This is a genomic window from Stappia albiluteola, assembly GCF_014050225.1.
Taxonomy (GTDB): domain Bacteria; phylum Pseudomonadota; class Alphaproteobacteria; order Rhizobiales; family Stappiaceae; genus Hongsoonwoonella; species Hongsoonwoonella albiluteola.
This window is the reverse complement of the sequence record NZ_JACFXV010000039.1, coordinates 1-25175: the sequence shown is the minus strand read 5'-3', so window position 1 is coordinate 25175 and position 25175 is coordinate 1. Positions and strand designations below refer to the sequence as shown.

Genomic DNA, 25175 nt, shown 5'->3' with positions numbered 1-25175 from the left:
GCGATCGTGCGAGGGGCGGTCTCGGATATCGTCAGCGGATTGCGCAATGGCGAGAACGCCTTCGAGGTTCTCGCCGATACCGCGCTGCGCGCGCTCGATCGTATCACCGACAAGCTCCTGAACGACGTGCTCGATGCAGTGCTCATGTTCAAGAGCGAAACCTCAAGCGGCTCTTCCGGCGGCGGTTTCCTGTCCGGCATCGGCGACTTCTTCGGCGAGCTTTTCTCCGGCTTCTTCGCAACCGGCGGCCTGATCCCGTCCGGCACGTTCGGCATTGTCGGCGAGCGCGGGCCGGAGCCTGTCATCGGCACGTCGCGCGGCGCCATGGTGCTTCCGAATTCGTCTCTTCGCGGCGCACAGGGCGCCGGCGTCACGGTCAACGTCATCAACAATGCCGACGGTACTGAAGCGCGCGAGCGGCGCAGGACCGATGGCGACGGGCGAGAGATCGTCGACGTGGTCATCGAGCGGGTGCGCGAGAGCTTCGCGTCGGGAGGCTTCGATGCGGCGAACGCGGCGAGATACGGCATCAGCCCAAGGAGGGTCAGACGATGACTGCGGCATGGCCGGCGTCGCTGCCTCAGGAAAGCGACGCCCATTCCTACCAGGAGGCGCCGCAGCGCGCGGCGGCGCTGTTCGAACCCGAAGTCGGGCCGCCGATCGGCCGCAGCCGCAGCACCGTGACGCTGTCGACCGCAAGCTTCGCCTTTGTGATGACGGAGGCGCAGGTCGAGACCTTCGAAGCATTCTACCGGGTCGACCTGGCGCGCGGCGTCCTGCCCTTCACCATCGAGCACCCGCGCCGCAAGGTGCCCGTGACCGTGAAGCTGACAGGCGAGACGCCCTACCAGATCGCGTCCTTTGCCCCGGGCGGATGGACGGTCAGCTTCACCGCGCTCGTGATGGATTGAGGCGATGACGATCGAACGAGATATCGACCCGTCAGCGCGCCGCGAGCTCGATCGGCAGGAGAGCGCAGAAACGCTGCTGGTCTTTCTGACCATCCGTCACGCAAATCTCCCCGAGGACGTGCGCGTGGTGTCGGATCCGGTCGATTATGTACTCGACGGCAATACCTTCCAGGGCTTCATGTTCGACATCCAGCTCCTGAGCGACACGGACGCCCCGCCCACCACGCGGCTCACGCTCCAGAACGTCGACGAAAGGATCGGGGATGCGATCCTGTCCGTTCCAACCAGGGCACGGCTTGACTTCGAAGTGATCGCGGCCAGCCAGTTCGACCTGACGCAAAACCCGAGGGTGCCGCTTGCCACTCCCGTGCAGCGTATTTACGCCGCAAGGCACCTCGCACTTACCGACGTTGACGGCGACGTGCTGCAACTCTCCGGCACGATCCGGTCCTACGACTACACCCAGGAGGCCTGGCCGGCGATGCGCGCCACTCAGCTCGGCTTCCCGGGGCTTTATCTGTGAGGTCTCGGGCATGGGGATCGCCACCGCCAAAATGCACTGGAGCGACCGCTATGTCGGTATCCCTTTCAGGGATGGCGGCCGCGATCTTGCCGGGCTGGACTGCTGGGGCCTTGTCAGGCTGGTCTACGCACAAGAGCTGGGCATTGATCTGCCCAGCTATGGCGAGATCTCGGCGCGGCAGCTAATCAGCGTGGCGCGAGCGATCTCGGCCGGTGCGCGAAGCGAAGAGTGGCGCCCGGTGGGCAGCGACAATCTAAGGCCCTTCGACGTCGCTGTAATGCGGCGTTCGGGCGGGATAAACGCCTGCCACGTAGGGGTGCTGATCCGGCCAGGCCAGGTACTGCACGTCGAATATGCGACCGCGACCGTCGCGGTACCGCTCTCACATTTCACCATACGCGAGAGGATCGCATGCTTCCGGCGCCACAAAGCCATGTCGTGACGATCTGGCGCGAGCCCTTTCAGCTCGGCTCGCCAAGGCTCGATCTATGGCCGCAAGGGCTCTCCGTCAGCGAGATCGTATCGCGCGCCGGATGCCTGCCTGCCGACTTTCATGCCCGCGGCGTGGTGGCGGTCGACGGCGAGCCGGTGCCGCGGCACATGTGGGCTTATGTTCGGCCCAAAGCGGGTCGCGTCAACGGTGTGCCGGTTCACGTCACGTTTCATATGCCGCTCCAGGGCGGTGGTGGCGGCGGCGGAGGCGGCAAGCGCATTTTCGCGATAGTGGCGGCGATTGCGCTGACCTTAATTACTGCCGGCATTTCCACTCTCGGGATCCCGGCCATCGGCATCGCGGCCGGCTCTCTTGGTGCGAAACTGCTGGCGACCGCAGTGGGCATTGCCGGCTCCCTTGCCATCACGGCACTGAGCTCGCCTCCGACGCGCGGTGGCAGCCGCCAGGAACAAGCGTCCAGCGAGAGCGGCAGCGGAGAGCTGCAGCCGGCCTCGGTGAGCGGTAATGTGCTGCAGCCAAATGCGGCCGTGCCCCGCGTCATCGGCTCGCGCCGGCTGTTCCCGCCCTTTGCCATGCAGCCGATCGTCGAGCTGATCGGCCAGGACGAATATGTCGAGGCCGTTCACGTGCTGGCCGGTCCGCACAAGCTGTCCGATATTCGCCTGGGCGAGACGACGTGGGATCCGGAGAAAGAAGACGGCGACCTGCAGATCGAGCTCCGCGAGGGGCTTGCCGGCGAAAGCCGTCTCGGCCTTGTCACCAGATATGGCAAGACGGCCGATCTCAGCCAGGAAATGTCCGTACACGGCGTGGATCCTATCGACCAGTCAGTCTACAGCGGCACGACGCCCGTCTGGCACGGGATGGCAACAGCGGACGCGCCCGACCAGGCGTGGTTGCACCTTGTTGTGTCGGCGTTGCTGCGGCAGGACGATGTCAGCGACAAGCTGCGCATTCCCTTTCGCATCAGGATACGGCGGCGCGGCGCGGCCGCCTGGCGGTACCTGCCGGAGCTTCATTACATGGACGCGACCCAGGCACCGCGGCGCGCCCAGATCAAGTTCCGTTTCGGCTCCGCATTTGATGGCACCTTGCCTCCGCCGCCGACCGATCGAGGCTTTATCGAGGCGCGCAAGCTGGTGCCTGGTCAGGATGTTTCTCCAGTGGGCGAGGACTTCGACGCCGACCCCTATTTCTCGGCCGGCGCCGGCGACGACATCTATCGATCGGATACGGCCGCGACGACGAATGTGCGCAACGTCACGGTCACCTCGGACCTGGTAGAGGTCTACCTTTCGGCCGACGAATGGCCTGCCGGAGTATATGAGATCGAGGTCATTCGCGGAGCAACCTTTCGGGACACGCTCTTCACCTCGGACACTTACATCTACGACGGGAACATTTACGACTTCTTCGGCGTCAACGACGGCGGCAGCCTGCCGCTGACGCGCGACGGCCTGATAGACCGTGTCACCCTGCGCCGGCTGGTGTCGGTCCGCGAGCAATACCCGATCGCCAGGCGCGATGTGGCCTTGATCGGCGTGCGCGCCAGGAACCGGGCCGTGGGCCAGTTGTCTGTCAGGGCGTCAGGTTATGTGCGGGACTATGGCGGCTATCAGGTGCCGGCGGCGGTGCCGGGCACCGTGGCTCCGGTTTCCGTGATCACACACGGCACATTCGACAAGTCGGCCGACATCGCTTTTGAATGCAGCCTAAGGCTTCCGAAACAGCCAAGCGCCTGGTCCGTCGTATGGGAGGATGGCGGTTCGGGCACGGGATCGGCCATCTACATCGACGACAATGCGAGGCTGGTGGCCCGCGCCGGAGATGGCGACACGGCGGTGCAGTCGACCACGGATGACACTGTGGTGCTGAAAGTTCCCATCAAGCTTCTGCCGTTCGACGGCGAGGTGCACACGCTTGGGTGGGATATAAGGGTCAGCCCAGGCCGCGTCCGGCTCTGGATCGATGACGTTCTTGTTGGCGAGGCCGGTACCACGCTCGGCGGAAGCCTTGAAGGAGGAACGTGGGCCGGTGGCGATGCCGGAGGCTACCTTCGCCCTTCCGGTGCAGCCCCTGATCAGATCGCGGGTTCGCCAGCCGCAAGCGCCGTGAATTGGGACGATCCCTCCGACGCGAGCGACCTGAGCGTTTGGGCTGGCGGTGAGCTTCATGACGCTTCCGCAGCGGGCTGGCATATCCAGACTGTCACGAGCAATCCTGCGCCGCATTTTCTGGACGCCATGACCGGCTCGCTGAACGCCGACCCAATTCCGGAAGAGCTTGTCGATATGGCCGGCCTGTTCGAATGGCGGCAGAAGTGCCTGGAAAACGGCTACAGCTGCAACATGGTCGCGGAAGGCGACGGCCTGGACGATCTGCTCCGGATCATCTCCAGCTGTGGCTATGCAAGAAAATATCAGTCGGAACTGTGGGGCGTCATCCGCGACTATGACCGCAGCGCAGAGGCGCCAATTCAGGTGTTCTCACCGCGCAATATAAGGGAGTTTCGCTGGAGCAAGGCGTTTTCACGCCTGCCTGCCGGCCTTCGTATCAACTACCGCGAGGCGGAGGACGATGACGCCGAGCGTCAGATCACCGTGTTTCGCGCAGGTGCTGCCGGTACTGACGCCCGCACCGAGCAGGTGACTTACGACGGACTGACGGACGAGGCGGATATCATCCGCCGCGCATCGTTCGACCTGGCCCAGGCCCAGCACCGCTCGACCTTTTATAGCTTTACCGCGCCGGTTGAAGCGATTGTCTGCCGGCGCGGCTCCTTGGTCACTGTCAATCACGACATTCTTCGCCGGCATCATGGCGGTGCGCGCATCAAGTCGGTCATTCTCGACGGCCCGGAAGAGAACGTCCTGGGCGTGGTTCTCGATGCAGTCGTAGAGGTGAAGGACGAGGCCGACATGCTGGGCACGGCCGACCTTCTCGAGGTGCCGGACTTGCTTGAGCTCGGCAACAAGACCGGCATCGCGATCCGACGCGCTGACGGCACCTCGACCGTCCATGCCTTGGCAAATGCGCCTGGTGAAACGGACACGCTGACCTTTGCGGAGCCGGTGCCGAATGACGCCGTGCCAGGCGGGCCTTTCGACCCGGGTTCGGTCGCAGCCATTACCGAGGGGTGCCTCGTTGTCGTCGGCGTGGTTGGCCAGGAGTTCAAGCGTCTCATCGTGTCCGAGATCGAAAACGGGAAAGGCCTCACCGCCAGGCTAACGCTGGTCGACGAGGCTCCGCAGATATGGGAGGCCGTGAATGGCTGACAGGAAGGTACCCACGTCCGCATCTACGCCGCCCGTCGGCGGGCCGGCTTATCTGGACGAAGTGGCGGAAAAGTTCGGCCTGTTGTTCAACGCGGTCGCCCTGAAACCGACAGCCATCGTCAATGCCGGCAACGACTACACGATCACGGTCGATCCGGAACTGGATGGCGACGTGGTCGCGGGCATGGGCTTCTATGTCCAACCAAACGTCAGCAACACCGATGCCTGCCGCCTTAGGGCTACCGCCGACAATCCCTATTACGACCTGGTAAAGGCGACGGGCGATCCTCTTGGCCCCGGCGACTTCGATGCCGACACCGTTTATTTCGTGGTGTTTTTCGGCGGGGACTTCCGCATTCTTTCGGTGGCAGCCAGTGGCGGCGGCGGCGGTGGTGCAACCATCAGCTATCAGGAGTTCACTGCCTCCGGGACATGGGTTAAGCCGACTGGCCTCGGCTCAGAGGCAATAGCGATTGTTGAATGCTGGGGCGCCGGCGGCGGCGGCGCGACGGGAAATCACCGGCAAGGCGGCGGCGGGGGCGGCGGCTATAATCGGGCGGTCATCAAGCTCGCAGATCTCGCGGACAATGAGGCCGTGACCGTAGGCGCAGGAGGTGCCCCCGGCAATCCGGGCGGTGTCGGAGGCACTACCTCCTTCGGCTCGCATGTCTTTGCATATGGCGGCGGCGGCGGTGCCACAAACACAAATTCCTCAGGCGTCGGCGGCGGGAGCGGCGGCGGTGGCGGCGGTCAAATTTCGGCGGGTACTTCAGGCACGCCGACATCCGGCACAAGCGGCCCAACTCCTGGTGCTGGCGGGATTATTGGCGGCGGGGCGGGCGCCTCGGCTGCTGTGGGTATATGGGGTGGCGGAGGTGGGGCAAACGTGGGCGGCGCCATGGGCGGCGGCACGGGAGGCGCTTCTTTGTTTGGCGGAGCTGGCGGCGGCGGCCATCACAATGGCGGCGGTAGTGAAGGCACGGGGGGGACGAGCGTCTATGGAGGCTCGGGTGGAAATGGCCTTCAGGCCGGCAATCCGCCAGGCGGAGGTGGTGGAGCGCAGGCGGTCGGCGCTCGCGGTGAGGTTAGAGTGAGGGTTATCGGCTGATGAGACACGCGGTCATCAAGGACGGAGTGGTGATAAATGTCATCATTGCTCCTAAAGGACACCAGATCCCAGGCCATATCGTCGTTCCTGCCGGCGATGCAGGGCCTGGAGACATCTACGATCCCATCACAGACGCCTTTTACGCGCCATCGGTTGCGGCAGTAACCCGCGATGAACTCTTGAGAACAGCGGCCGATCTGAGATGGCGCCTGGAGGTCGGCGGCGTGAACTGGGACGGGCTTCTCGTATCTACGGATCGGGACAGCCAGGCAAAGATCATGGCCGAGCGCCTGGCAATCCTGTCTGGCATTCGCGTGGATGGAGATGGTTTCAAGTTCGCGGACGGCGTTTTCCGCACCTTGTCGAATGACGAAATGGTTGCCGTCTCGACAGCGGTCAGAGAGCACGTTCGGAGGGCATTCGCCATCGAGCAGTCTGTCATTGCGGCAATCGAAGGCGGCGCTATCCGGTCATTGCAGGACGTCGAAAAAGCGTTTGCGAAGGAGGCCGGCCCAGCGCGCTAAAAGCGGCATCCGACAAAGCCTCTTCGAAGGGCCTTAAATGCTTCGGAAAACTGTTGTCATTTGATGTTGCGCGCGCTGCCATTTGATTTTGCGCGCTACAAGCTTGGCAAGACCTTTCCCGCCGCTCTCGCATTCATATCGTTGCGCAAATCATGATTTTGACGTAACGCAAACCCGATCGACTGCCCGGGTGCTAGAGCATATTCCGCCTTTTGAGAGTGCTCTTCGGCCCGTTTGGCGTCAGGACCCTGTTGCAAGTACAAATTTCATGAAGACGATTAGCGTTGCGTTCTATCCTTTTCCATTCGCGCAGAATTTCGTCGTTACCGCTCTCGCCTCGATCTGGAAATCGGAAGGCTTTCGCGTCGAGTTCGGAAGCTCCTATGCGCAGGATGCCGACGCCTGCCTGCTGCATCACAACCTGACCTTCAACGACACGACAAACCTTCCGAAGCCACCCGCGAGCGGCAACATCATCAACGGGCAGGTTCACGATATCTCCAAGCGCCGGATCTCGACGCTTCTGCTCACAAAAAATGCCGACTGGCCCGGAATGGTCATTATCAAGAGCAACTTCAATCATTTCGGCGCGCCGGAGCGCCGCCTCTCGCAGACGGGCGTCCTCGAGAAATTGCGCAGGCTCGCCGCTCGTCTGTCATGGCGCGTCGCGCGCCGCCTGCCGGCCAATACCTATCCGATCCTGGACGGCATCGCGGACGTGCCGGACTGGGTTTGGGAGGACGCCGACCTCGTCGTCGAGCGTTTCATGCCGGAGATGTCCGATGGGCTGTATTCCCTGCGCGGCTGGCTGTTCCTCGGCAGCAAGGGCTATGCCTATCGCCTTTTCGCGACCGATCCGCTGGTCAAGACCGGGTCCATGGTTCGCTACGAATATTGCGACGAGGTTCCGGGCAAGCTGCAAGAAATGCGCCGTAAACTCGGCTTTGATTTCGGCAAGTTCGACTACGTGATGCATGGCGGAGAGCCTATCCTGCTAGATGCCAACAAGACCCCTTCCTTTGCGGGCAGGGGCGATACGCCGCGCATGAAGGCGCTGGCGAGCGGCATCCGGGATTTCCTGTGACAATGGCCCTCCCGCCGCTCCGCCCCGGCCTTTCGCCGGACCTGCTCTACCCGGCCGATGCCGCCTACATGGCGCGCACGGACCTTGAGCAGACTCGAATGCTCGGCTACACGCCCTTCAATCTGGATGCGGTCACATCGCTCCTCATGGGGCTTCTCGGCATGCGCGCTGCAGTTCGGCATGTCAGCGGTGCGACGGACCAGATCCTCACGCTCATCTCTCGCGCCGGGCTGGAAGTCGCCGAGGATATGCGGCTCTACGAGAGTAGCGAGCAGGCCGAGCGTCACGCCGACGACCTTGTAGCGAAAGGTTGCCGCCTATTCTGGCCCTATCCGCTGCGCGACGGCCGCTTTCCCGACGAAAACCATCTCGTTCCGCCTGCCCTCTGGCGCCGGCTCAACGCCAAGGAAAGGCTGTCGGACCTCGTCGATGCCCGCTTCCTCCCGCCAAGGGATATCGGGCCGGCCGAAGACCTCGTCGCCCGTCCCTTTGCCCGACCCGTCTTCATCAAGGCCGGCGGCGGCATCGCGACCGGATGGGGTTATGCCGTGCGCCACTGTCACGACGAAGCCACCTATACCGAAGCGGTGCAATGGTTTACGGGCCTTGGCGACAAGGCCGGCCTTGTCGTCGTCGAGGACGCGGTGAACGTCGAGCATTGCTGGTGCGCGACCGTCGCAGTCACTGAATCGGACATCCATTACGCCGGCGCGGCCGAGCAGCTTTTCTCCGCGCCCGCGCGCCAATTCGGCAGCCTAGTCGATGCGGCCAATCCCTTGCCCGAGGCTGGTGTCGCGCTTGCGCTGTCGATAGCGGAGCGGGCCAGGCGCCTCGGTTTCCTCGGCCTCGCCGGCTTCGATATCGGTGCGGCAGCGGACGGCAGCCTCTATGTCTTCGATCCGAACTTCCGCTTCAATTCGTCGACGCCGCAGGTCCTGTTGCATGACGACGCCGCCCGGCGTGTCGGGGCGAGCGTCAGCCTGTCCTTCAACGACGGCAGTCCGCATCCTTTCGGCGAGGTCGCGCGGAGTATCGTCGGACCGATCGACGATGGCTGGTTCGTGCCGACCCGTTTGATTGATGGCGCGCACCTGCCCGCTGCCGAGGGCCTGTCCCGCGTCACCGGCTTCCTGCTTGCGGATAGTATGACGCAAGCGCAGGAACGGCAGTCGCTGCTCACTCGCATTCTTCGGGATTGAAAAACCTTGAGGCCGCAGCCCAAGTGCATATTCCACTCAGACCGAGCCGATCAGAGCGACGAGAATATGCTCATAACGTTGACCTTGAAGCGACCCCTTGTCCTTCAGGTGTCGCCACCTGAAGGACAGCCGCTCTACCGCGCCTGATCCAGAATGCGCTTGCATTCCAGCAGCTCGAACAGTGTCGCCTGCAGCTTGCGAACTTCGTCCTTCGTCAGCTTGCCGCCGCCGGCCGCCTTGTCGCCAAGAATGCGCCCCATGAGTTTCGTTCCACTGCGGACCTGCCGGGCTGGATCGTCGCCCACGATCACCCCGCGCGGCGCCTCGCCCGCGCCTTTCACCAGGTTTGCGGCGTCATCACCCTGTTCCGCCTGCGAATGACGGCTCTCCGACACCTCGTAGGTGTCATCATCGTCGTCGGCTTCGTGGCGGCTTCTGGAAAATTCCTCGGCGGAGAGGGTAACGGCGTCTTCGCGCCAGATCTGCATGACGAAGCGCGGTCCCTGTTCCTTCAGGATCCGCTGCACGCCCTTGATTGTATAGCCTTCATTGTAGAGCAGGTGACGGATGCCGCGCAGCAGTTCCACATCTTCCGGGCGATAGTAGCGCCGCCCGCCGCCGCGTTTCAGCGGCCTGATGTGTGAAAACCGCGTTTCCCAGAACCGCAGCACATGCTGAGGCAGGTCCAGGCTGCTGGCTACTTCGCTGATCGTGCGGAAGGCGTCCGGGCTCTTGTCGGAATTCACGGCACCATCTTTGCTGCTTCGGAGCGGCTACGGGAAAAATCGGTACCGGAACTCCCGCAACTATGCCACCCCGGATGGGAGGCTATCCTCAGGCGTCTTCCGGCGACAGGGAGTCGTTGATCCGCTGCTTGAGGACGTTGGAGGGCTTGAAGACCATCACCCGCCGCGGCGAGATCGGCACTTCCTCACCCGTCTTTGGATTGCGTCCGATCCGCTCCCCCTTGGACCGGACGACAAAGGAACCGAAGGACGAAAGCTTCACTGCTTCGCCGGTCACCAGGCAATCTGCGATTTCGGACAGAACCCGTTCCACCAGCTCTGCCGATTCCGAACGAGACAGCCCGACTTTCTGGTAGACCGCTTCGCATAAATCGGCACGAGTGACCGTCTTACCGCCCATGGCCCCTCCTTGGCCTGGATCTAGAGATCCGGCTTAAAGCGAGAATGTTATTAGTATTGGCAAATACCGTATGTGTTCAGGGGGATGGGGTCAACAGCCACAAGGGCCTGTAATCCGAAATCGGGCAAATTAGCTGAAGGGTGTTGCATTCTGCGGCAATCGTGGAGACCGTTCGAAAAATCGGACGGTTTCTTCTCACCAGCGCAGCAGCACCGAGCCCCAGGTAAAGCCGCCGCCCATGGCTTCCAGCATCACCGTGTCGTCGGCCTTGATGCGGCCGTCGCGCACCGCGCTGTCGAGCGCCAGCGGAATCGACGCCGCCGAGGTATTGCCGTGCTCGCCGACCGTCATCACCACCTTGTCGGCATCGATGCCGAGTTTCTTCGCGCTTGCCTCGATGATGCGGCGGTTGGCCTGGTGCGGCACGAACCAGTCGAGCGTCTGTGCCGTGATGCCCGTCGCGCTGAAGGCGTCCTCGATCACGTCGGTGATCATGGAGACGGCGTGCTTGTAAACCTCGCGGCCTTCCATCTTCAGGTGGCCGACGGTCTGCGTGGAGGACGGCCCTCCATCCACGTAGAGCTTGTCCTTGTGCCGGCCGTCGGAACGCAGGTGGCAGCTCAGGATACCGCGGTCGGAGGCGTCGCCCGTCCCTTCGCGCGCTTCCAGCACCACCGCGCCGGCGCCGTCGCCGAACAGCACGCAGGTGGTGCGGTCCGACCAGTCGACAATGCGCGAGAAAGTCTCGGCGCCGATGACCAGCGCGCGCTTGGCCAGCCCGCCGCGCAGATAGGCGTCGGCGGTCGTCAGCGCGTAGACGAAGCCCGAGCAGACGGCCTGCAGGTCGAAGGCGAACCCGGTCGTGATGCCAAGCTTGGCCTGCACCGTCACCGCCGTTGCGGGAAAGGTATTGTCAGGCGTCGAGGTTGCCAGCACGATCAGGTCGATCGTCTCCGGCGCCACGCCTGCCGCCTCCAGCGCACGCCATGCGGCCGCGACCGCCATGTCGGAGGTCATTTCGCCCCTTGCGGCGATATGTCGGGCCTGGATACCGGTACGCTGGACGATCCACTCGTCCGACGTATCCACCATTTCGGCCAGTTCGTCGTTGGTAAGCCGCTTGGCCGGGAGGTAGCTGCCCGTCCCCAGGATGACCGATCGCGTCACGCTCACTTCACACCTTCCGTTCCACCATGGACGCTGGCGAAGCGGCCACGGTGATAATGCACCAGATCCTGTGCAATCTTATTCAGCAAATTGTTGCGCGTCATGCCATAGGCAAGTTCCACGGCTGCGGCAAATCCTTCCGCATCCGTACCGCCATGGCTCTTGATGACGATACCGTTGAGGCCGAGGAACACGCCGCCGTTGGCTTTGCGCGGGTCCATCTTTTCGCGCAACCGGTCGAAGGCGCTCTTGGCGAGCAGATAGCCGAGGCGCGCGAGCCACGTGCGGTTCATGGAAGACCTGAGATAGGAGCCGATCTGCTTGGCCGTGCCTTCCGCCGTCTTCAGGGCGATATTGCCGGCGAAGCCTTCCGTCACGACCACGTCGACAGTGCCCTTGCCCAGGTCGTCACCTTCCACGAAGCCCGCATAGTCGAGCGAAGGCAGGCCCGCCTCGCGCAGCAGCTTGCCGGCGGTGCGCACTTCTTCCAGGCCCTTTACCTCTTCCACGCCGATGTTCAGCAGGCCGACGGTCGGGCGCTCGATGCCGAACAGAGCACGCGCCATGGCGCCGCCGAGGATCGAGAAATCGATGAGCTGCTGCGCGTCGGCGCCGATCGTCGCGCCCACGTCGAGCACGATCGATTCCCCGCGCAGGGTCGGCCAGATCGCGGCGATCGCCGGGCGCTCGATATTCGCCATGGTGCGCAGGCAGAACTTGGACATCGCCATCAGCGCGCCGGTGTTGCCGGCGGAGACAGCCACATCCGCCTCGCCCGATTTCACCGCCTCGAGCGACCGCCACATGCTGGAGCGCCAGCGCCCCTGCCGCAACGCCTGGCTCGGTTTGGCGTCCATGGCCACCGCAATGTCGCAATGATGGACGGTCGAGGCCGCCTTCAGCGCCGGATAGCGGTCGAGCAGCGGCAGGACCGTCGCTTCGTTGCCGTAGATCAGGAAATGGGTGTCCGGCCGGCGGTTCAGCGCCAGGGCCGCTCCGGGAATGACGACCTCCGCTCCCCTGTCGCCGCCCATAGCATCGAGCGAAATCTTGATCGTTTCCGCCATGTGTCGCGTCTTGCCGCCTCGGCCCTTGCTGACTTTCACCCGAGGACAGCCCTCCCCGGAACTCTCGGCCTCGTCCTGGGCCGTCCGGGCGCGGGTGCCTGGAATTCACTTTGTGGAAGCACCATGCGCTCCCGCCGCCTCCCGGCGAGCGCATGGCACTCGGGAGCGAGCGGAAAATACCCGTTTCAACTGCGCTGACAACAGCTTTCTGATCTTTTACGCACCGCCACCGCTTTCGTCGCCCTTGTCCTTCAGCTTCGCCAGCACGGCGAAAGGCGATGGCCGGCGTTCATCCTGTTCCTCCGGTTCATCCGGCGAAAGCCTTGTTGCAGCAGCTGCTGCGCCCTTCGCTCGCGGATAGGGATCGAGTGCCAGCGCCAGTTGCTCCAGTGCGATTGCGGCCAGGTCGATCTCGCCGTCGATGATCGCCTCGGGCGGGTCCTCGCCCTCGAATTCCACATCTATCTCGCCGCCCGCGCCTTCGCCGGCGAAGCGGTTCGCCGCCGCCTCAGGCAGGAAAAAGATCTCGAACTCTTCGTCGATGCCTTGTTCGACGGGATCGAGCGTTACCACGCAGGCCTGCACCGCCCGTGCCCTGAGCCTGCCCTTCGCGATCACGCCGTCGCGGCGCCAGGGCTTCAGCTCGAAGCTTGCGGAAAGATCCGGCAGGCCCAGCAATTGGAAATCCTCGGCCACCGCCTGCCGCTCGCTGTCGGACAGCGTCAGTTCCCGCAATGCCGTCTTGTCGCCGAGGCGGGAAACGTCGACCTTTCGCGTCACCGCGAAGCCTTGCTCAGTCATCAAATCCACTCACACATCGAATGCGGCCGGATCGGCCCAGCGGATCTTCCCGCCAATGAACGTCGACACCGGCGTTTCCGCCAGCACGCCCACACTTTTTCTCATATAGGCGGCAATTGCCGAGGCCGCGACCGGATCGCTCGCCTCGGGGAAGAAGTTACGGTCGACCGCCATCACCAGCGCATCGTGATCGCCGCCATCCAGCGCGTCGGCATAGACGGACGCGCGGCCGTAGAACATCTCAGCCATCCTGGTGATCTTCTTCGGCACACGGGTATCGCTGATGCCCATTTCGCGCAGCGACCGGTCCATGTCCTGGAAGAACAGGTCGAAGACCGCTTGACCGAAGCCGGACGCCTCCTCGCTTTCCCGCCTCAGGCGATAGAACAGCAGGATCGCGTGCAGCATGATCAATTCGTAGCGACCGTCCACCGTATCGGGCACGCGCAGGCGGGCGTAAAAATGCGGCTGGCGGGCCTGAGCGACGATCGCGGCGTAGATTTCCCGAACCGCCGGGTTCTCCCGCTTGCGAAACAAACCGAATACCATCTGGTGCCTCTGTCGGACCACAGTTGCCAAGTGGCCTATCGCAGGTTAGGTGATTTGCCAAGAAGCTGCCGCATTGCGGCGGGATATGGCGCTGCCGGCACTTGCTAGTGGGGGAGTTTGGCATTTGAGTCCCGGTTGCAGCGAGGCTCTCACTCAAATATCGAATTCAAATGCTCCACTAGAAACATAAATTTGCTAGTAGTCCTTTCGATTCCGACAATTGCTCAGGCGGTAGCCGCCAAGGGAGGCAAATGTCGGAATCGGACCACTAGGCGCCAATCGCGAGCGACAGGGTGACATGCATATGAAGACATGGCTTCACGGGGCAATCGTTGCGGGCTGCTTGAGCCTTCCTCTCGGCGGCTGCTTTACCCAGACCCTCACCCACGGCCATGTGATCTCGCCCGACTCCGTCCAGGAAGTCCAGGTCGGCAACAGCAAGGAGCAGGTCGAGCTGATCCTCGGCTCCCCCTCCACGACGTCCCGCCTCGAAGGCGACGCCTATTATTACATCTCGCAGGTTACCGAGAAGACCGCCTTTCTCGATCCCAGCATCGTCGAGCAGCGCGTGGTCGCCGTCTATTTCGACCAGGAAGGCTTCGTGCGCGACGTCGGCTTCTACAGCCTGGAAGACGGCAAGGTCGTCGACATCCTGACCCGCAAGACTCGCACCGGCGGCGCCGACTACGGTTTCATCACGCAGGTCCTGCGCGGCGCGACCAACCCGACGCTCGGTCTGTAGGGTCGGTATCCGCTTAACTCGCGGCCCGCTTATGCGATCCCGTTGCGACAGTATTCGGCGAAGCCCGGACGGGAAGACAGGCGGTCCATCCACGCCGCAATGGCGGGCAGGCCCGGACGCTCCATCGGCGTCTGCTCCCATCGGTTGGTCGAGAGCGCAAGGACGATATCGGCCAGCGTGAAGCTCTCGCCGGCAACGTAGGCGCCGGTGGAGGTCAATTGGGCGTCCAGAATACGCATTTGGGCCGTCCAGTCGCGTATGCTTGCTTCCTGCAATGCGGAATCGGCGAAGTCCGGATGCCGTCGCACGCGCCCCATGAAAACGCCACGCCAGGCAGGGTTCAGATCGCTCGCCTGCCAGTCCATCCAGCTTTCCACCAGGGCGCGGGCGGCGGGCGCTTCAGGCAGAAGGTCGAACCGCTTTTCGCGCGCCGCAAGGTATCGGCAAATCGTATTGGACTCGCTCAACACGAGATCGCCGTCGATCAGTACCGGAACCAGCCCTTTGACGTTGAGCGCGCGAATATCCAGGGCAGCCCCGACAGGCGACGTTTCTCCCCCACCCTCGTGCACCGGAGCAAGCGCCAGTTCGGCGCAGGTCCACAAGACCTTGCGGACGTTGATCGAGGAAGACCGGCCAAGCAGCTTCAAGATGGATTTACCTCTGCCTTTTTTGGCCGCGCGGAACAAAAAGGGCTCCCGATCACCCGGAAGCCCTATTCCTTCGCTGCCGCGTGATCCTCAGCTAAAGCGATATTCCGTGCGCTGGCGATAGCGCTCGCCTGGCCTGAGCACCGCTTGCGGGAAATGGCGGTGATGCGGCGCGTCGGGCCACACCTGCGGCTCCATGGCGAAGCCCGCAAAGGCCTCGTAGTGCCGCCCGTCCAGACCCGGCACCTGGCGGGCCACTTTCGCACCGCTGTAGAATTGCAGCCCCGGCTCCGTCGTCCACACTTCCATGGCGAGGCCGGAGCGGCTTGCCGCCACCCTCGCCGCGCGCGCCAGCGGCCGCTGCGCCGCCGCCAGGCAGAAATTGTGGTCGTAGGCGACCGGTTCCCCATCCTTCACGAGCCGGATCGCCCGCATCTGCCGGAAGTCGAACTCCGTACCCGCCACCGTCGCCACCGTGCCGGTCGGGATCAGTTCGTCATCCACCGGCAGATAGGCGTCGGCCTCGATCATCACGCCGTGGCCAAGGCAGTCGGTCTCCCCGCCGTCGTCGAGATTGAAGTAGGAATGGTGGGCGAGGTTGCAGAGCGTTGGCTGGTCGCAGCTTGCCTCCAGGTCCACCGCCAGCACGCCGCCCGCCTCCAGCCGGTAGGTGCAGACGATGTCGAGATTGCCGGCAAAACCCATCGCCCCGTCGGGATCGCGCAGCGTCAGCGTCACATAGTCCGCGCCGATCTCGCGGAATGTCCACGCCCGCTTGCCGATCCCCTTGCCGCCGCCATGCAGCATGTGCTTGCCGAGGAAGTTGGTGTCGACCTGAAAGGCCTTGCCGTCGATCTCGAAGCGCCCGCCGCGAATGCGGTTGGCATAACGCCCGGCAATCGCGCCGAAATAGGGCGAGTGCGCGGGATAATCCTCGAAACGGTCGAAGCCGAGCACCAGCGGCGCGTCGTGGCCGTCGATCCGCAGGTCCTGGATCGCCGCGCCCCAGTTGATGATCTTTGCCGTCAGCCCGCCGCCGGCGATCGTCGCCCGCTCGATTGCTTCTCCAGTATCCGTCGTGCCGAATGGCTCGCGTGTCATGGTGGTCACCCTGCAATCGCCCGGATTTCGCTGAGAAGCGCATCGTCGACCTCGATGCCCTCGCGCGCAACCCGTCCGGCAACCTCCTGCCGGCGATGGCCCGGCACGCGGGCGCCCGCCTCGCCGGCAATCGCCGCCGCCATCTCGCCGAAGCGCGCGACCGCCCCCGGCGCGAAGGCCTCCGGATCGATAACGATCAGCGCCTGGCCGTTGCCGGGAGGATCGCCCTTGTCGTCGAAGAAGGAGGATTGCTCATAGGCGAAATTCGCGCCCGTCAGACCGGCGCAAAGCAGCTCAACCATCAGCGCCAGCGCCGTTCCCTTGGCGTCGCCCAGCGGGATCATCGTGCCCGCCATGCCGGCATCCGGGTCGGTCGTCGGATTGCCGTCGGGGTCGAGCGCCCAGCCTTCCGGGATCTTTTCGCCCTTCTGGCGCGCCGCCATCAGCTTGCCGCGCGCCACCTTCGACAGCGACACGTCCACCACCACCGGGTGATCGCCCGGCACGGGTGCCGCAAAGGCGATCGGATCGGTGCCGAAAAGTGGACGTCTGCCGCCCCAGGGCGCCATCGCCGCCGGAGCGTTGGCGAACATCAGCGCCATGAGGCCGCGCCGGGCGAGCGCCTCCACGGTCACGCCGGCGACACCGGCATGATGCGAGCGATAGATGCCCGCCATGGCGATACCCTGTTTGCCCGCAGTTTCGCCGAGCGCCTCCACCGCCATCTCCAGCGCGGGATAGGCGAAGCCGAAGCCTGCGTCGATGCGCGCAGCACCAGGGCGCGTCCATTCCAGTTTTGGCACGGCGTGGCCTTTCACCTTGCCGGCGCGCGCCTGCGCGGCATAGGCCGGTACGCGCCTCAGCCCGTGACCGGCCTGCCCGGCAAGTTCGGCGGCGATCAGCGCCCGCGCCACCGCTTCGGCATTCGTCCGCGCCGTATCGCTCGCCACCAGCGCCTCGATCACGAGGGATTTCGCCTCGTCGAGGCCCAGGCTGTGTACCGTCATGATTTGCCGTCCAGAAACTTGAGCACCGTGTCGGCGATGAGGTCGGAGACACGGATATTGGATTCTTCCGTCACGCCAGCGATATGCGGGGTCAGGACCAGATTGTCCAGACCGGCGAACCTGGCCCCGCTTTCGGCATCGAGAGGCTCAGTCTCGAACACGTCGAGCGCCGCGCCACCGAGCCGGCCCGCCCTCAGTGCTTCGGCAAGGGCGGCTTCGTCCACCACGCCGCCGCGCGCGGCATTGACCAGGATCGCCCCTTCCTTCATCGACGCGATTTCCGCCGTCCCGATCATATGCCGCGTCGTTTCGGTCAACGGCACGTGCAGGCTCACCACGTCGGCGCGCTGGAGCAGTTCGGTAAGCGTGACGAGCTCGGCGCCCGCCCAGCGCGGATCGTCGGCCGGCAGATAGGGATCGAAGGCCACCACTTGCATTCCGAAGGCCGCCGCCCGCCGCGCCACCTCGCGTGCGATCGCGCCATAACCGACCAGACCCATCACCCGGCCCGAAACCTCGCGGCCGATCAGCTTCTGGCGCGGCCATTGCCCGCCGGCCACCGCAGCACTGGCCCCGTAGGCGCCGCGCAACAGCATCAGCGCCATGGTCATCACGTATTCGGCGACCGAGAGATCGTTGGCACCCGTTGCCGGAAACACCTCGATGCCACGCGCCTTGCAAGCGGCGAGATCGATATTGTCGAGCCCCACGCCCAGCCGGCCGACGCATTCGAGTTTCTTGCCCGCCTCAAGCAACGCGCCGCGCACCTGCGTGCGGTTGCGGACGATCAGCACCCGCGCCTGCTCCACCAGCTCCGCCAGCCGGTCGGGCTGATCGACCAGCGCCGGGTCGTAGACCGTCGCATGGCGGGCAGACAAGCGTTCGACCGCAGCCTCGTCCATGAATTCCGTGATGATGATATCGGCCACGTGACCTCGTCCTTGTCTTTTGTTTTCAGGAAATCGTCAGGCTTAGAAAGGTCAGGATCGCCCCCAGCAGCACCAGCGTCGTTGCAACCGCCGTCAGCACCGCCGAGCGTCCGATCTTCAGCATGTCGGGAATGGATGTCGTCAGCCCGATGGCCGCCACGGCCGCGATCAGGCACCAGCGCGACAGGTCCACCAGCGGTGCGCGCAGCATGTCGGGCATCAGCCCCAGCGAGTTCACCGCCACCATAGCGATGAAGCCGATAGCGAAAAGCGGGATCGGCAGCTTGCCCTTTACCGCGCCCGCCGCCTCGCCGCGAAAGGCAAGCGACACCAGAAAGACGACCGGCAGCAGCATCGCGACGCGGAACAGCTTGACGATGGTCGCCGTGTCGCCCGCCTCCTCGCTGACCGCATAGCCCGCGCCGACCACCTGCGCGACGTCGTGGATGGTGGCGCCCAGCAGGATGCCCGTCGCCCTGTCGTCGAAGCCGAAGAGATTGGCGATCACCGGATAGACCACCATGGCGATGGTCGAGAGCGTGGTGACGGCAACCACCGTGAACACCGTCTCGCGATCCTTCGAACCGTTGTCTGGCAGCGCGGAGGAAATCGCTAGCGCTGCGGAAGCCCCGCAGATCGCCGTCGCCCCGCCCACCAGCATGCCGAAGGCCGGCGTGCGCTTCTGTGCCCGGCTCAGCAGCAGGCCGGCGAAGATGGTGATCGCCATCGCCGCGATCAGCTCCACCACGGTGCCCGTGCCCAGCGCCAGCACGTCACTTGCCGCGATTCTCAGACCGAGCAGCGCGACCCCGAGTTTCAGTATCGTCTTGGAGGTGAAGCGGATACCCGCCCCCACCTTGTCGCCCTCCGACAGGAAATTGAGCGCGATGCCGATCAGCAGCGCCAGCAGCATCACCGGCCCGCCATAGGTATCGGCGACGAAGCTCGCCGCGGCCGCAACCAGCAGCGCCGTACCGGCTCCGGGCAGGATCAGCCGCGCCCTCGAAATCAGCCCGTCGGCCGGGGCGGTTGCCGTCGTCATCGGGGTCTTCCTCGCCTTGAAATCAGAACAACGCACCGCGCGGCAGCGGGATGTTGAGCACGTGGGACATCAGCAGGTAGAAGGCCGCGACCATTGCAGTAACGCCCGCCAGATAGGCGGCAAGCCGTCCGCGGCTCACCCGCTCGAACAGCCCGGTCGCCATCAGGATCAGGCAGGCGGCGAGGCTCGTGACGAACATGCCGACGAGCGGGAAAAGCAGCGCCCAGCCGACCATCGTCGCGATCATCGTCAGCTTGCGGCCAAGACCATCGGCGTGCCGGCCTGCCGCAGCGCCCGTTTCCATCGTGCCGCCGCTGCGGCCCGTCAGGGAGGCTGCCGCCTGCAATAGCGCCAGACCGGCCAGCGTCGCTCCTATGGTGCGCGGAAAGGCTGCCGCAAGCGGCGACAGCGTCAGGCTCTCGAAAAACACGAACAGCCCGGTGCAGAGGAAAAACAACGACCCGGCGAAGCCGGCGACGTCCCTGTTGCCCTGTTCGCCGTTCATGGCCTCGCCTCCCCGCCCTTGCCCCCGGCCGCCGCCCTTCCTGCCCTCAGCCGCTTCACCAGCGGCACGCAGAGCGTGATGAGGATCAGCGCGAAGATGCCAAGGCTGATTGGCCGGTCCAGCAGAAGCTGGCCGCTGAAATTTCCCCGCGCTCCGCCGATCATATAGGCCCGCATGAAGCCCTGTTCGGCGATCTGCCCGAGCACGAGGCCGAGCACGATCGGCGACGGCCCGTAGCCGGCCAGCCCGATCAGCCAGCCGAAAATGCCGATCGCCACCATCACCGCCACATCATGCGGATTGGAATGGATGGCGAAACTGCCGACCACCGTCATGAAGGCCACCGCCGGCACCAGCATGGCCTTCGGCGTATTGGCGATGAAGCGATAGGCGTAGCGGCCGATGACGAGGCCGAGCGGCAGCATCAGGAGCGTGGCGATCACCAGCCCCGCCATGAAGACGTAGACGATGCCGCTTTGCTGCGAGAACAGTTCCGGCCCGGTGCGAATACCCTGCACCAGCAGCGCGCCGAGGATCACCGCGTCGGGCGGTGTGCCGGGGATGCCGAGCACGAGCGTCGGGATGAAGCCGCCGCCGACAGTTGCGTTATTGGCGCTTTCGGTGGCGAGCACGCCCCCCGCCTCGCCGGTGCCGAAACGCTCCGGATGCCGGCTCGCCCGCCGCGCTTCCGAATAGGAGACGAGCGAGGCGATCGATCCCCCCGCCCCCGGCAGGATACCGACCAGCGTGCCGATCAACGACGAGCGCACCAGGTTGAACAGATTTGCCGCGCAAATGCCCAGCGCCTCGAAGATGCGGAAACCGCGCTGCAGGGGCGACGGTTCGAGATGCCGGTCGGGTCGCGCCACCATGTCGATCAGCACCGGAATGCAGTAAAGCCCGATCAGCGCGGCGACGATGTCGATGCCACCGAGCAGCGCCGGCACACCGAAGGTGAACCGAAGGTCGCCGCCGATCACCGCCACGCCGATCATCGACAGCGTCAGGCCGAAGGCACCGCCGATCAGCCCTTTCAGCACATTGCCGGAAGAAAGGCTTGCGATCAGCGTCAGCCCCAGGATCGCCAGCCAGAAATATTCGCTCGACTGGAAGGCAAGCGCGATATCCGCGAGCAGCGGCGCGAAGGCAATCAGGAGCACCGCGCCGACCAGGCCGCCGAAGACGCTCGCCAACGTGGCCAGCGTGATCGCCAGATCGCCGTCGCCGCGCTTCGCCATTGGATAGCCGTCGAAGGTGGTGGCGATTGCCGACGGTGTGCCGGGCGTGTTGACGAGGATCGCCGCATAGGCGCCGCCATAGATCGCGCCCGTATAGATGGCGCCCAGCATGATGAGGCCGGAGGCCGGCTCCATGGCGAAGGTGAAGGGCACCAGCACGGCGATCGCCATCGTCGCCGACAGGCCGGGCAGCGCTCCGATCACCGTGCCCAGCACCACGCCCGCCACCGCGAGGAGAAGATTGAACGGGCTCAGCGCCTGCGAAAGGATGAAGCCGATATCGACAGCCATGGGGTACTCCGTGGCCTGATTTCAGGGGCGCGGGGGAAGCAAGGCGCATTCGATATCCCCGGCCGCGAAACGCGGTGTCACGCGGCCGGGGACAGGGATCGTCACTTCGCCGAGCCGAGTTCCTTGGCAATGCCCTCGTAATAGGCCTTCCGCTCGGCCATGAAGGCATCCATCCCCTCATAGGGCACGTTCAGCATGGCAAAGCCCGCCTGCTCCATTTGGTTGATGAACGCCGGGTCGGCGTTGATCTTGCCGATGATCGCGGAAAGCTCCTTGCGCACCTCCTCCGGCGTCGATTTCGGCACGGCGATGCCGCGATAGGCGCCGCCCACCATGTCGATGCCGAGTTCCTTGAATGTCGGTACGTCGGGAAACAGCGGGTGCCGCTCGTCCTGGGCCACGGCCAGCATGCGCACCTTGTCGCCTTGACCCGCGGCCACGGTCGTATAGGCCCACAGCATCTCCACCTCGCCACCCAGCAGCGCGGGGATCGTCGCTCCCGTTCCCGTATAGGGGATGTAGGTGAGCTGCGCCCCGGTCAGGTTGGCGAAGCGCTGGTTGGCGATGTGATTGGCCGAATTGGTGGCGCTGCCGCCCGCCGTCAGCGCGCCGGGCTGCTCCTTCGCCGCGTCGATCACGTCCTGCACCGACTTGAACTTGCTGTCGGCACGCACGATCAGTGCATCGGGCGTGAAGTGGAACATGTAGACATTGGTCAGGTCGTCGGTCGCGTAACCCGGGTTCTGCAATAGCGGCTGCAGCACGATATGCGGCAGGTTGGTGCCCATGATCGTGGTGCCGTCGCCGGGCTGGTCGTTGAGCACCGACCAGGCCTGCGCGCCGCCAGCGCCTGGTTGATACTGGACGATGAGGTCCTGTCCGGTGACCGTCTTGAAATACGGCTGCTGCAGCCTGGCGGAAATATCGCTTTCCCCGCCTGCATTGAAGGGAATGATGTAGTTGACCGGTTTGTCGGGGAACGCCTGCGCCGCATCCTGCAAGCCCGCCCCCGCAAGTGCCGTGACAGCGGCAAGTGCCGCGATCCGCGCCATTTTCTTCAGCATGCTGTTCCTCCCTTGAATGACGACCGGCCACAGCCCGTGGGCAGCGGATGCCGTCCGTTTCGAAGTCCTGGGCAGGCGGACCCTCAGCGCCCGCCGCCGCCGGTTTTTCTGGAACGATGCGCCGCTCGTCTCTCCTCCCGGTGAAGCGCCCCATTGGTTATGGGAGCGGCAATTGCGTCTTCACGCGCTGCGATAAAGCTTCGTCATCACGAACTCGCGATGGCCGAGCGCTTCCGCCGCCGTGTTGCGGCCGTTGGCGGTGCGCACGATCATGTCGATGAGCGCGTCGCCCGCCTCGTCGATGGTAAGGTCGCGGCGCAGGATGCCGGACACGTCCACGTCGACATGCTCGCCCATCGTGCGCACCGTACGCGGATTGGCCGTGATCTTGACCACCGGCACGATCGGATTGCCGATCACGTTGCCCTGCCCGGTCGGGAAGGTGTGGATCACGTAGCCGCCGGCCGCCATCAGCGTCACGCATTCCGCCGCGGCGGACGAGGAATCCATGAAATACAGGCCCTTGCCGGACTTCGGCGCCTCGGCCGGCTCCAGGATGTCGATATAGCGCGACGTGCGGCCTATCTTCTCCAGATTGCCCAGCGCCTTTTCCTCGATGGTGGTCAGGCCGCCCTCGATATTGCCTTTGGTCGGCTGGGATTCCGACAGGTCGTCGGTCTTGAACTGCTCGATGACCTCGTCCTGATAGGCCTTCCACATCCTGTACCAGCGCTCGCCGACTTCCGGATTGATCGCCCGCGCCTTGCAGATGTGCTCGGCACCCGTGATTTCCGAGGTCTCGCCGAAGCAGCCGTAGATGCCTTCCGGCAGCAGCTTGTCGTACATGTTGCCGACCGTCGGACAGGAGCCGAGACCTGTCGTCGTGTCGCTCTCGCCGCATTTGGTCGAGATCCACAATTCCGAGATCGAGCATTCCTCGCGCTGCAGCTCGGTCGCGTAATGGACGAATTCCTTGGCCTTGCGGCTGGCATCCATGATCGTCTTCAGGTCGCCGTTCTGCTCGATGGAGAAGCCGGCAACCGGCTTGCCCGTCTCCGCGATGCCGTCGACGATCCTCTTCGTCCAGCCCGGTTCGATGCCGATGACGACAACCGCCGCCACGTTCGGGTTGGCGCCCGTGCCGATCATCGTGCGGAAATGCAGGTCCAGATCCTCGCCGAACTGCAGCCGGCCATAGGCATGCGGCAGCGCCATCGTGCCCTTGATATTGTTGGCCACCGCCTCGCAGGCCGCGTTGGAGATATCGTCGACCGGCAGGATGACGACGTGGTTGCGCACGCCGACGCGGCCGTTGTCGCGCCGGTAGCCCATGAAGGTCATGTTGGAATATTTGGACGCCATGGTGGCTTGCTCCTACCAGCGCTTGGTCTTCAGGTTGTGCACGTGGACATGGCCGCCCTTCGCCACATCGGCGACGAAACGGCCGATATCCTCGCCGTATTTGATCGCCGTATCGCCGGACTTCAGGTCCTTCAGCGCGATCTTGTGGCCGATCGGCACGTCGGCCCCGGCCTCGAGCTCGAAGGTCGAGTTGTCCGCGGTCACGCAGCACAGCATCTTCGTGCCTGCTTTCAGCCCCTCGACGACGACGACGCCGACATTATCGGCATGCTCGTGCACGAGCAGGTGCGGATAGTTCATGGAAACCTCCCGGGAAGAAGTATCTTTTGCGGTTTGGTCTGGAGGAAGTCTTATATAAGACATAAGATATGAAAATCTGGCGATGTCAACATTCATCGGCTAGAATCGGCCCAGCGGAATCAATGGGCAAAACCGGGGCAAAAGGGCATGGCGGACACCACATCGGCGGGTACGGCCGAACGCGCCTTCGGCTTCCGCCCGCTCTATCAGCAGGTGAGGGAGAGCCTCGTGCGCCGGCTGATCGACGGCTCCTGGCAGCCGGGCCAGCTGATCCCGTCCGAGATGGAGCTCGCCCGCGAGATCGGCGTCAGCCAGGGCACGATCCGCAAGGCGCTCAACGCCATGACCGCGGAAAACCTGCTTGTCCGCCGCCAGGGGCACGGCACCTATGTCGCCGCGCCCGAGGAAAGCCGCATCCTGTTCCAGTTCTTCCGCCTGGTGCCCGACAGCGGCGAGCGCGTATTCCCCACCTCCCGCATCCTGAGTTCCTCGCGCGAGCGGGCGACGCGGGACGAAGCCTCCATGCTGAAGCTTGCGCCCAATTCCTCCGTCTGGCGCATCGAGCGGCTGCGGTCGCTGGAAGGCGACGTGATGATCGCCGAAAGCCTGTCGCTGCCGGCCAGACGCTTTCCCGGCTTCGAGAAGCTGGAAGAGATCCCCAACAACGTCTACCGCCTCTATTCGGAACGCTGGGGCGTCACCATCGGCAAGGCGACGGAAAAGCTGAAGGCGACCTCGGCAGACACTGCCGACGCCGCCCATCTCGGCTGCAAACCCGCAACGCCGATCCTGAAAGTCACCCGCATTGCCTTCGACCTGGAGGGCAACCCGGTCGAACTGCGCATCTCCCGCTGCCTGACCGAACGCTCGCACTACCTCTCGGAACTGCGGTAGCGCCGCCCCATCCTCTGGTGTCATCCCCGTGAAAACGGGGACCCAGTAGACACCCGCCTCAGTGGCTACTTCTCTGCCGCAGCCCCTCGGTTCGTCATACGCGGGCTCGACCCGCGTATCCATGCGGCCTCACCCCTCTCCCCAGCACTTTCGCGAAAACTAATCCCCGCCCTCCGGCGCACGCTTATCCTTGTCCCATCGCCCGGCTGCTCGTGGGACCGTGATCGGACCGACCGTTCATG

At 64.3% G+C, this 25175-nt stretch carries 26 protein-coding genes and 1 pseudogene; 11 read left to right on the top strand and 16 right to left on the bottom strand.

The window, feature by feature from the left end; genetic code table 11:
• From H2509_RS04090 to H2509_RS04050, 9 genes and pseudogenes are all read left to right on the top strand, one after another.
• A pseudogene (locus H2509_RS04090) lies at window positions 1-555 on the top strand (hypothetical protein); the annotation flags it as partial.
• Entirely contained in the window at window positions 552-911 is a 360-nt protein-coding gene (locus H2509_RS04085) for a hypothetical protein (RefSeq protein ID WP_182162586.1), read from the top strand. The pseudogene H2509_RS04090 and the gene H2509_RS04085, both read left to right, overlap by 4 nt.
• Window positions 912-915: 4 nt before the next feature.
• Window positions 916-1434 (top strand): DUF1833 family protein, encoded by a 519-nt coding sequence (locus H2509_RS04080; RefSeq protein ID WP_182162584.1) that lies wholly within the window; start codon window positions 916-918, stop codon window positions 1432-1434.
• 10 nt (window positions 1435-1444) lie between these two features.
• The gene (locus tag H2509_RS04075) at window positions 1445-1876 is read left to right on the top strand and encodes a C40 family peptidase (protein ID WP_182162582.1); all 432 of its coding nucleotides are present in this window, start codon (window positions 1445-1447) and stop codon (window positions 1874-1876) included.
• A complete protein-coding gene (locus tag H2509_RS04070) occupies window positions 1846-5163 on the top strand; it encodes a phage tail protein (RefSeq protein WP_182162580.1) in 3318 nt (1105 codons plus the stop codon). Before H2509_RS04075 ends, H2509_RS04070 begins: the two co-directional genes overlap by 31 nt.
• On the top strand, window positions 5156-6271 hold the full coding sequence (locus H2509_RS04065; protein WP_182162578.1) for a hypothetical protein: 1116 nt from the start codon (window positions 5156-5158) through the stop codon (window positions 6269-6271). The genes H2509_RS04070 and H2509_RS04065 overlap by 8 nt, the downstream gene beginning before the upstream one ends.
• Window positions 6271-6795, top strand: coding sequence for a DUF4376 domain-containing protein (locus tag H2509_RS04060; RefSeq protein ID WP_182162576.1), 525 nt, complete (start codon window positions 6271-6273; stop codon window positions 6793-6795). The genes H2509_RS04065 and H2509_RS04060 overlap by 1 nt, the downstream gene beginning before the upstream one ends.
• Window positions 6796-6898: 103 nt before the next feature.
• Window positions 6899-7879 carry a hypothetical protein gene (locus H2509_RS04055; protein WP_182162574.1) on the top strand — a complete coding sequence of 327 codons (981 nt, stop codon included), beginning with the start codon at window positions 6899-6901 and terminating at the stop codon, window positions 7877-7879.
• Entirely contained in the window at window positions 7876-9078 is a 1203-nt protein-coding gene (locus tag H2509_RS04050; RefSeq protein WP_182162572.1) for a hypothetical protein, read from the top strand. Before H2509_RS04055 ends, H2509_RS04050 begins: the two co-directional genes overlap by 4 nt.
• A gap of 134 nt (window positions 9079-9212) precedes the next feature.
• On the opposite strand, the gene H2509_RS04045 is transcribed toward H2509_RS04050, so the two are convergent.
• The 6 genes from H2509_RS04045 to H2509_RS04020 all read right to left on the bottom strand — a co-directional run bounded on the left by H2509_RS04045 (window position 9213) and on the right by H2509_RS04020 (window position 13808).
• Window positions 9213-9824: a MerR family transcriptional regulator gene (locus tag H2509_RS04045; protein ID WP_182162570.1), complete on the bottom strand. Its 612-nt coding sequence runs from the start codon at window positions 9822-9824 to the stop codon at window positions 9213-9215.
• Window positions 9825-9912: 88 nt separating this feature from the next.
• A complete protein-coding gene (locus H2509_RS04040; protein WP_182162568.1) occupies window positions 9913-10224 on the bottom strand; it encodes an integration host factor subunit alpha in 312 nt (103 codons plus the stop codon).
• A gap of 195 nt (window positions 10225-10419) precedes the next feature.
• Window positions 10420-11397 carry a beta-ketoacyl-ACP synthase III gene (locus H2509_RS04035; protein ID WP_182162566.1) on the bottom strand — a complete coding sequence of 326 codons (978 nt, stop codon included), beginning with the start codon at window positions 11395-11397 and terminating at the stop codon, window positions 10420-10422.
• Window positions 11394-12458: a phosphate acyltransferase PlsX gene (gene plsX, locus H2509_RS04030; RefSeq protein WP_182162590.1), complete on the bottom strand. Its 1065-nt coding sequence runs from the start codon at window positions 12456-12458 to the stop codon at window positions 11394-11396. Before plsX ends, H2509_RS04035 begins: the two co-directional genes overlap by 4 nt.
• 216 nt (window positions 12459-12674) lie before the next feature.
• Window positions 12675-13259 (bottom strand): YceD family protein, encoded by a 585-nt coding sequence (locus tag H2509_RS04025; protein ID WP_182162564.1) that lies wholly within the window; start codon window positions 13257-13259, stop codon window positions 12675-12677.
• A gap of 9 nt (window positions 13260-13268) precedes the next feature.
• Window positions 13269-13808 carry a ubiquinol-cytochrome C chaperone family protein gene (locus tag H2509_RS04020; RefSeq protein ID WP_182162562.1) on the bottom strand — a complete coding sequence of 180 codons (540 nt, stop codon included), beginning with the start codon at window positions 13806-13808 and terminating at the stop codon, window positions 13269-13271.
• 304 nt (window positions 13809-14112) lie between these two features.
• Between H2509_RS04020 and H2509_RS04015 the strand changes: the two genes are divergently transcribed.
• A complete protein-coding gene (locus H2509_RS04015; protein ID WP_182162560.1) occupies window positions 14113-14550 on the top strand; it encodes an outer membrane protein assembly factor BamE in 438 nt (145 codons plus the stop codon).
• A gap of 29 nt (window positions 14551-14579) precedes the next feature.
• Here the strand turns inward: H2509_RS04015 and H2509_RS04010 are convergent, their stop codons facing one another.
• From H2509_RS04010 to H2509_RS03965, 10 genes are all read right to left on the bottom strand, one after another.
• Window positions 14580-15200, bottom strand: a complete 621-nt coding sequence (locus tag H2509_RS04010; protein WP_209001789.1) for a glutathione S-transferase family protein — start codon at window positions 15198-15200, stop codon at window positions 14580-14582.
• Between the two features lie 90 nt (window positions 15201-15290).
• A complete protein-coding gene (locus H2509_RS04005; protein ID WP_182162558.1) occupies window positions 15291-16301 on the bottom strand; it encodes an aldose epimerase family protein in 1011 nt (336 codons plus the stop codon).
• A gap of 5 nt (window positions 16302-16306) precedes the next feature.
• Window positions 16307-17308 (bottom strand): Ldh family oxidoreductase, encoded by a 1002-nt coding sequence (locus H2509_RS04000; protein WP_182162556.1) that lies wholly within the window; start codon window positions 17306-17308, stop codon window positions 16307-16309.
• Window positions 17305-18237 carry a hydroxyacid dehydrogenase gene (locus H2509_RS03995; protein ID WP_182162554.1) on the bottom strand — a complete coding sequence of 311 codons (933 nt, stop codon included), beginning with the start codon at window positions 18235-18237 and terminating at the stop codon, window positions 17305-17307. The genes H2509_RS04000 and H2509_RS03995 overlap by 4 nt, the downstream gene beginning before the upstream one ends.
• A gap of 25 nt (window positions 18238-18262) precedes the next feature.
• The gene (locus H2509_RS03990) at window positions 18263-19279 is read right to left on the bottom strand and encodes a YeiH family protein (protein ID WP_182162552.1); all 1017 of its coding nucleotides are present in this window, start codon (window positions 19277-19279) and stop codon (window positions 18263-18265) included.
• Between the two features lie 22 nt (window positions 19280-19301).
• Window positions 19302-19784, bottom strand: coding sequence for a tripartite tricarboxylate transporter TctB family protein (locus tag H2509_RS03985; protein ID WP_182162550.1), 483 nt, complete (start codon window positions 19782-19784; stop codon window positions 19302-19304).
• Window positions 19781-21313 (bottom strand): tripartite tricarboxylate transporter permease, encoded by a 1533-nt coding sequence (locus H2509_RS03980; protein WP_182162548.1) that lies wholly within the window; start codon window positions 21311-21313, stop codon window positions 19781-19783. The genes H2509_RS03985 and H2509_RS03980 overlap by 4 nt, the downstream gene beginning before the upstream one ends.
• A 101-nt stretch (window positions 21314-21414) precedes the next feature.
• Window positions 21415-22377 carry a tripartite tricarboxylate transporter substrate binding protein gene (locus H2509_RS03975; protein WP_182162546.1) on the bottom strand — a complete coding sequence of 321 codons (963 nt, stop codon included), beginning with the start codon at window positions 22375-22377 and terminating at the stop codon, window positions 21415-21417.
• Between the two features lie 180 nt (window positions 22378-22557).
• Window positions 22558-23739, bottom strand: a complete 1182-nt coding sequence (locus tag H2509_RS03970; protein WP_182162544.1) for a UxaA family hydrolase — start codon at window positions 23737-23739, stop codon at window positions 22558-22560.
• Between the two features lie 12 nt (window positions 23740-23751).
• On the bottom strand, window positions 23752-24039 hold the full coding sequence (locus H2509_RS03965) for a UxaA family hydrolase (RefSeq protein WP_182162542.1): 288 nt from the start codon (window positions 24037-24039) through the stop codon (window positions 23752-23754).
• A 147-nt stretch (window positions 24040-24186) separates the two neighbouring features.
• Here H2509_RS03965 and H2509_RS03960 point away from each other — a divergent pair, with 147 nt between their 5' ends.
• A complete protein-coding gene (locus H2509_RS03960) occupies window positions 24187-24933 on the top strand; it encodes a GntR family transcriptional regulator (protein ID WP_182162540.1) in 747 nt (248 codons plus the stop codon).
• Window positions 24934-25175: the final 242 nt, after the last annotated feature.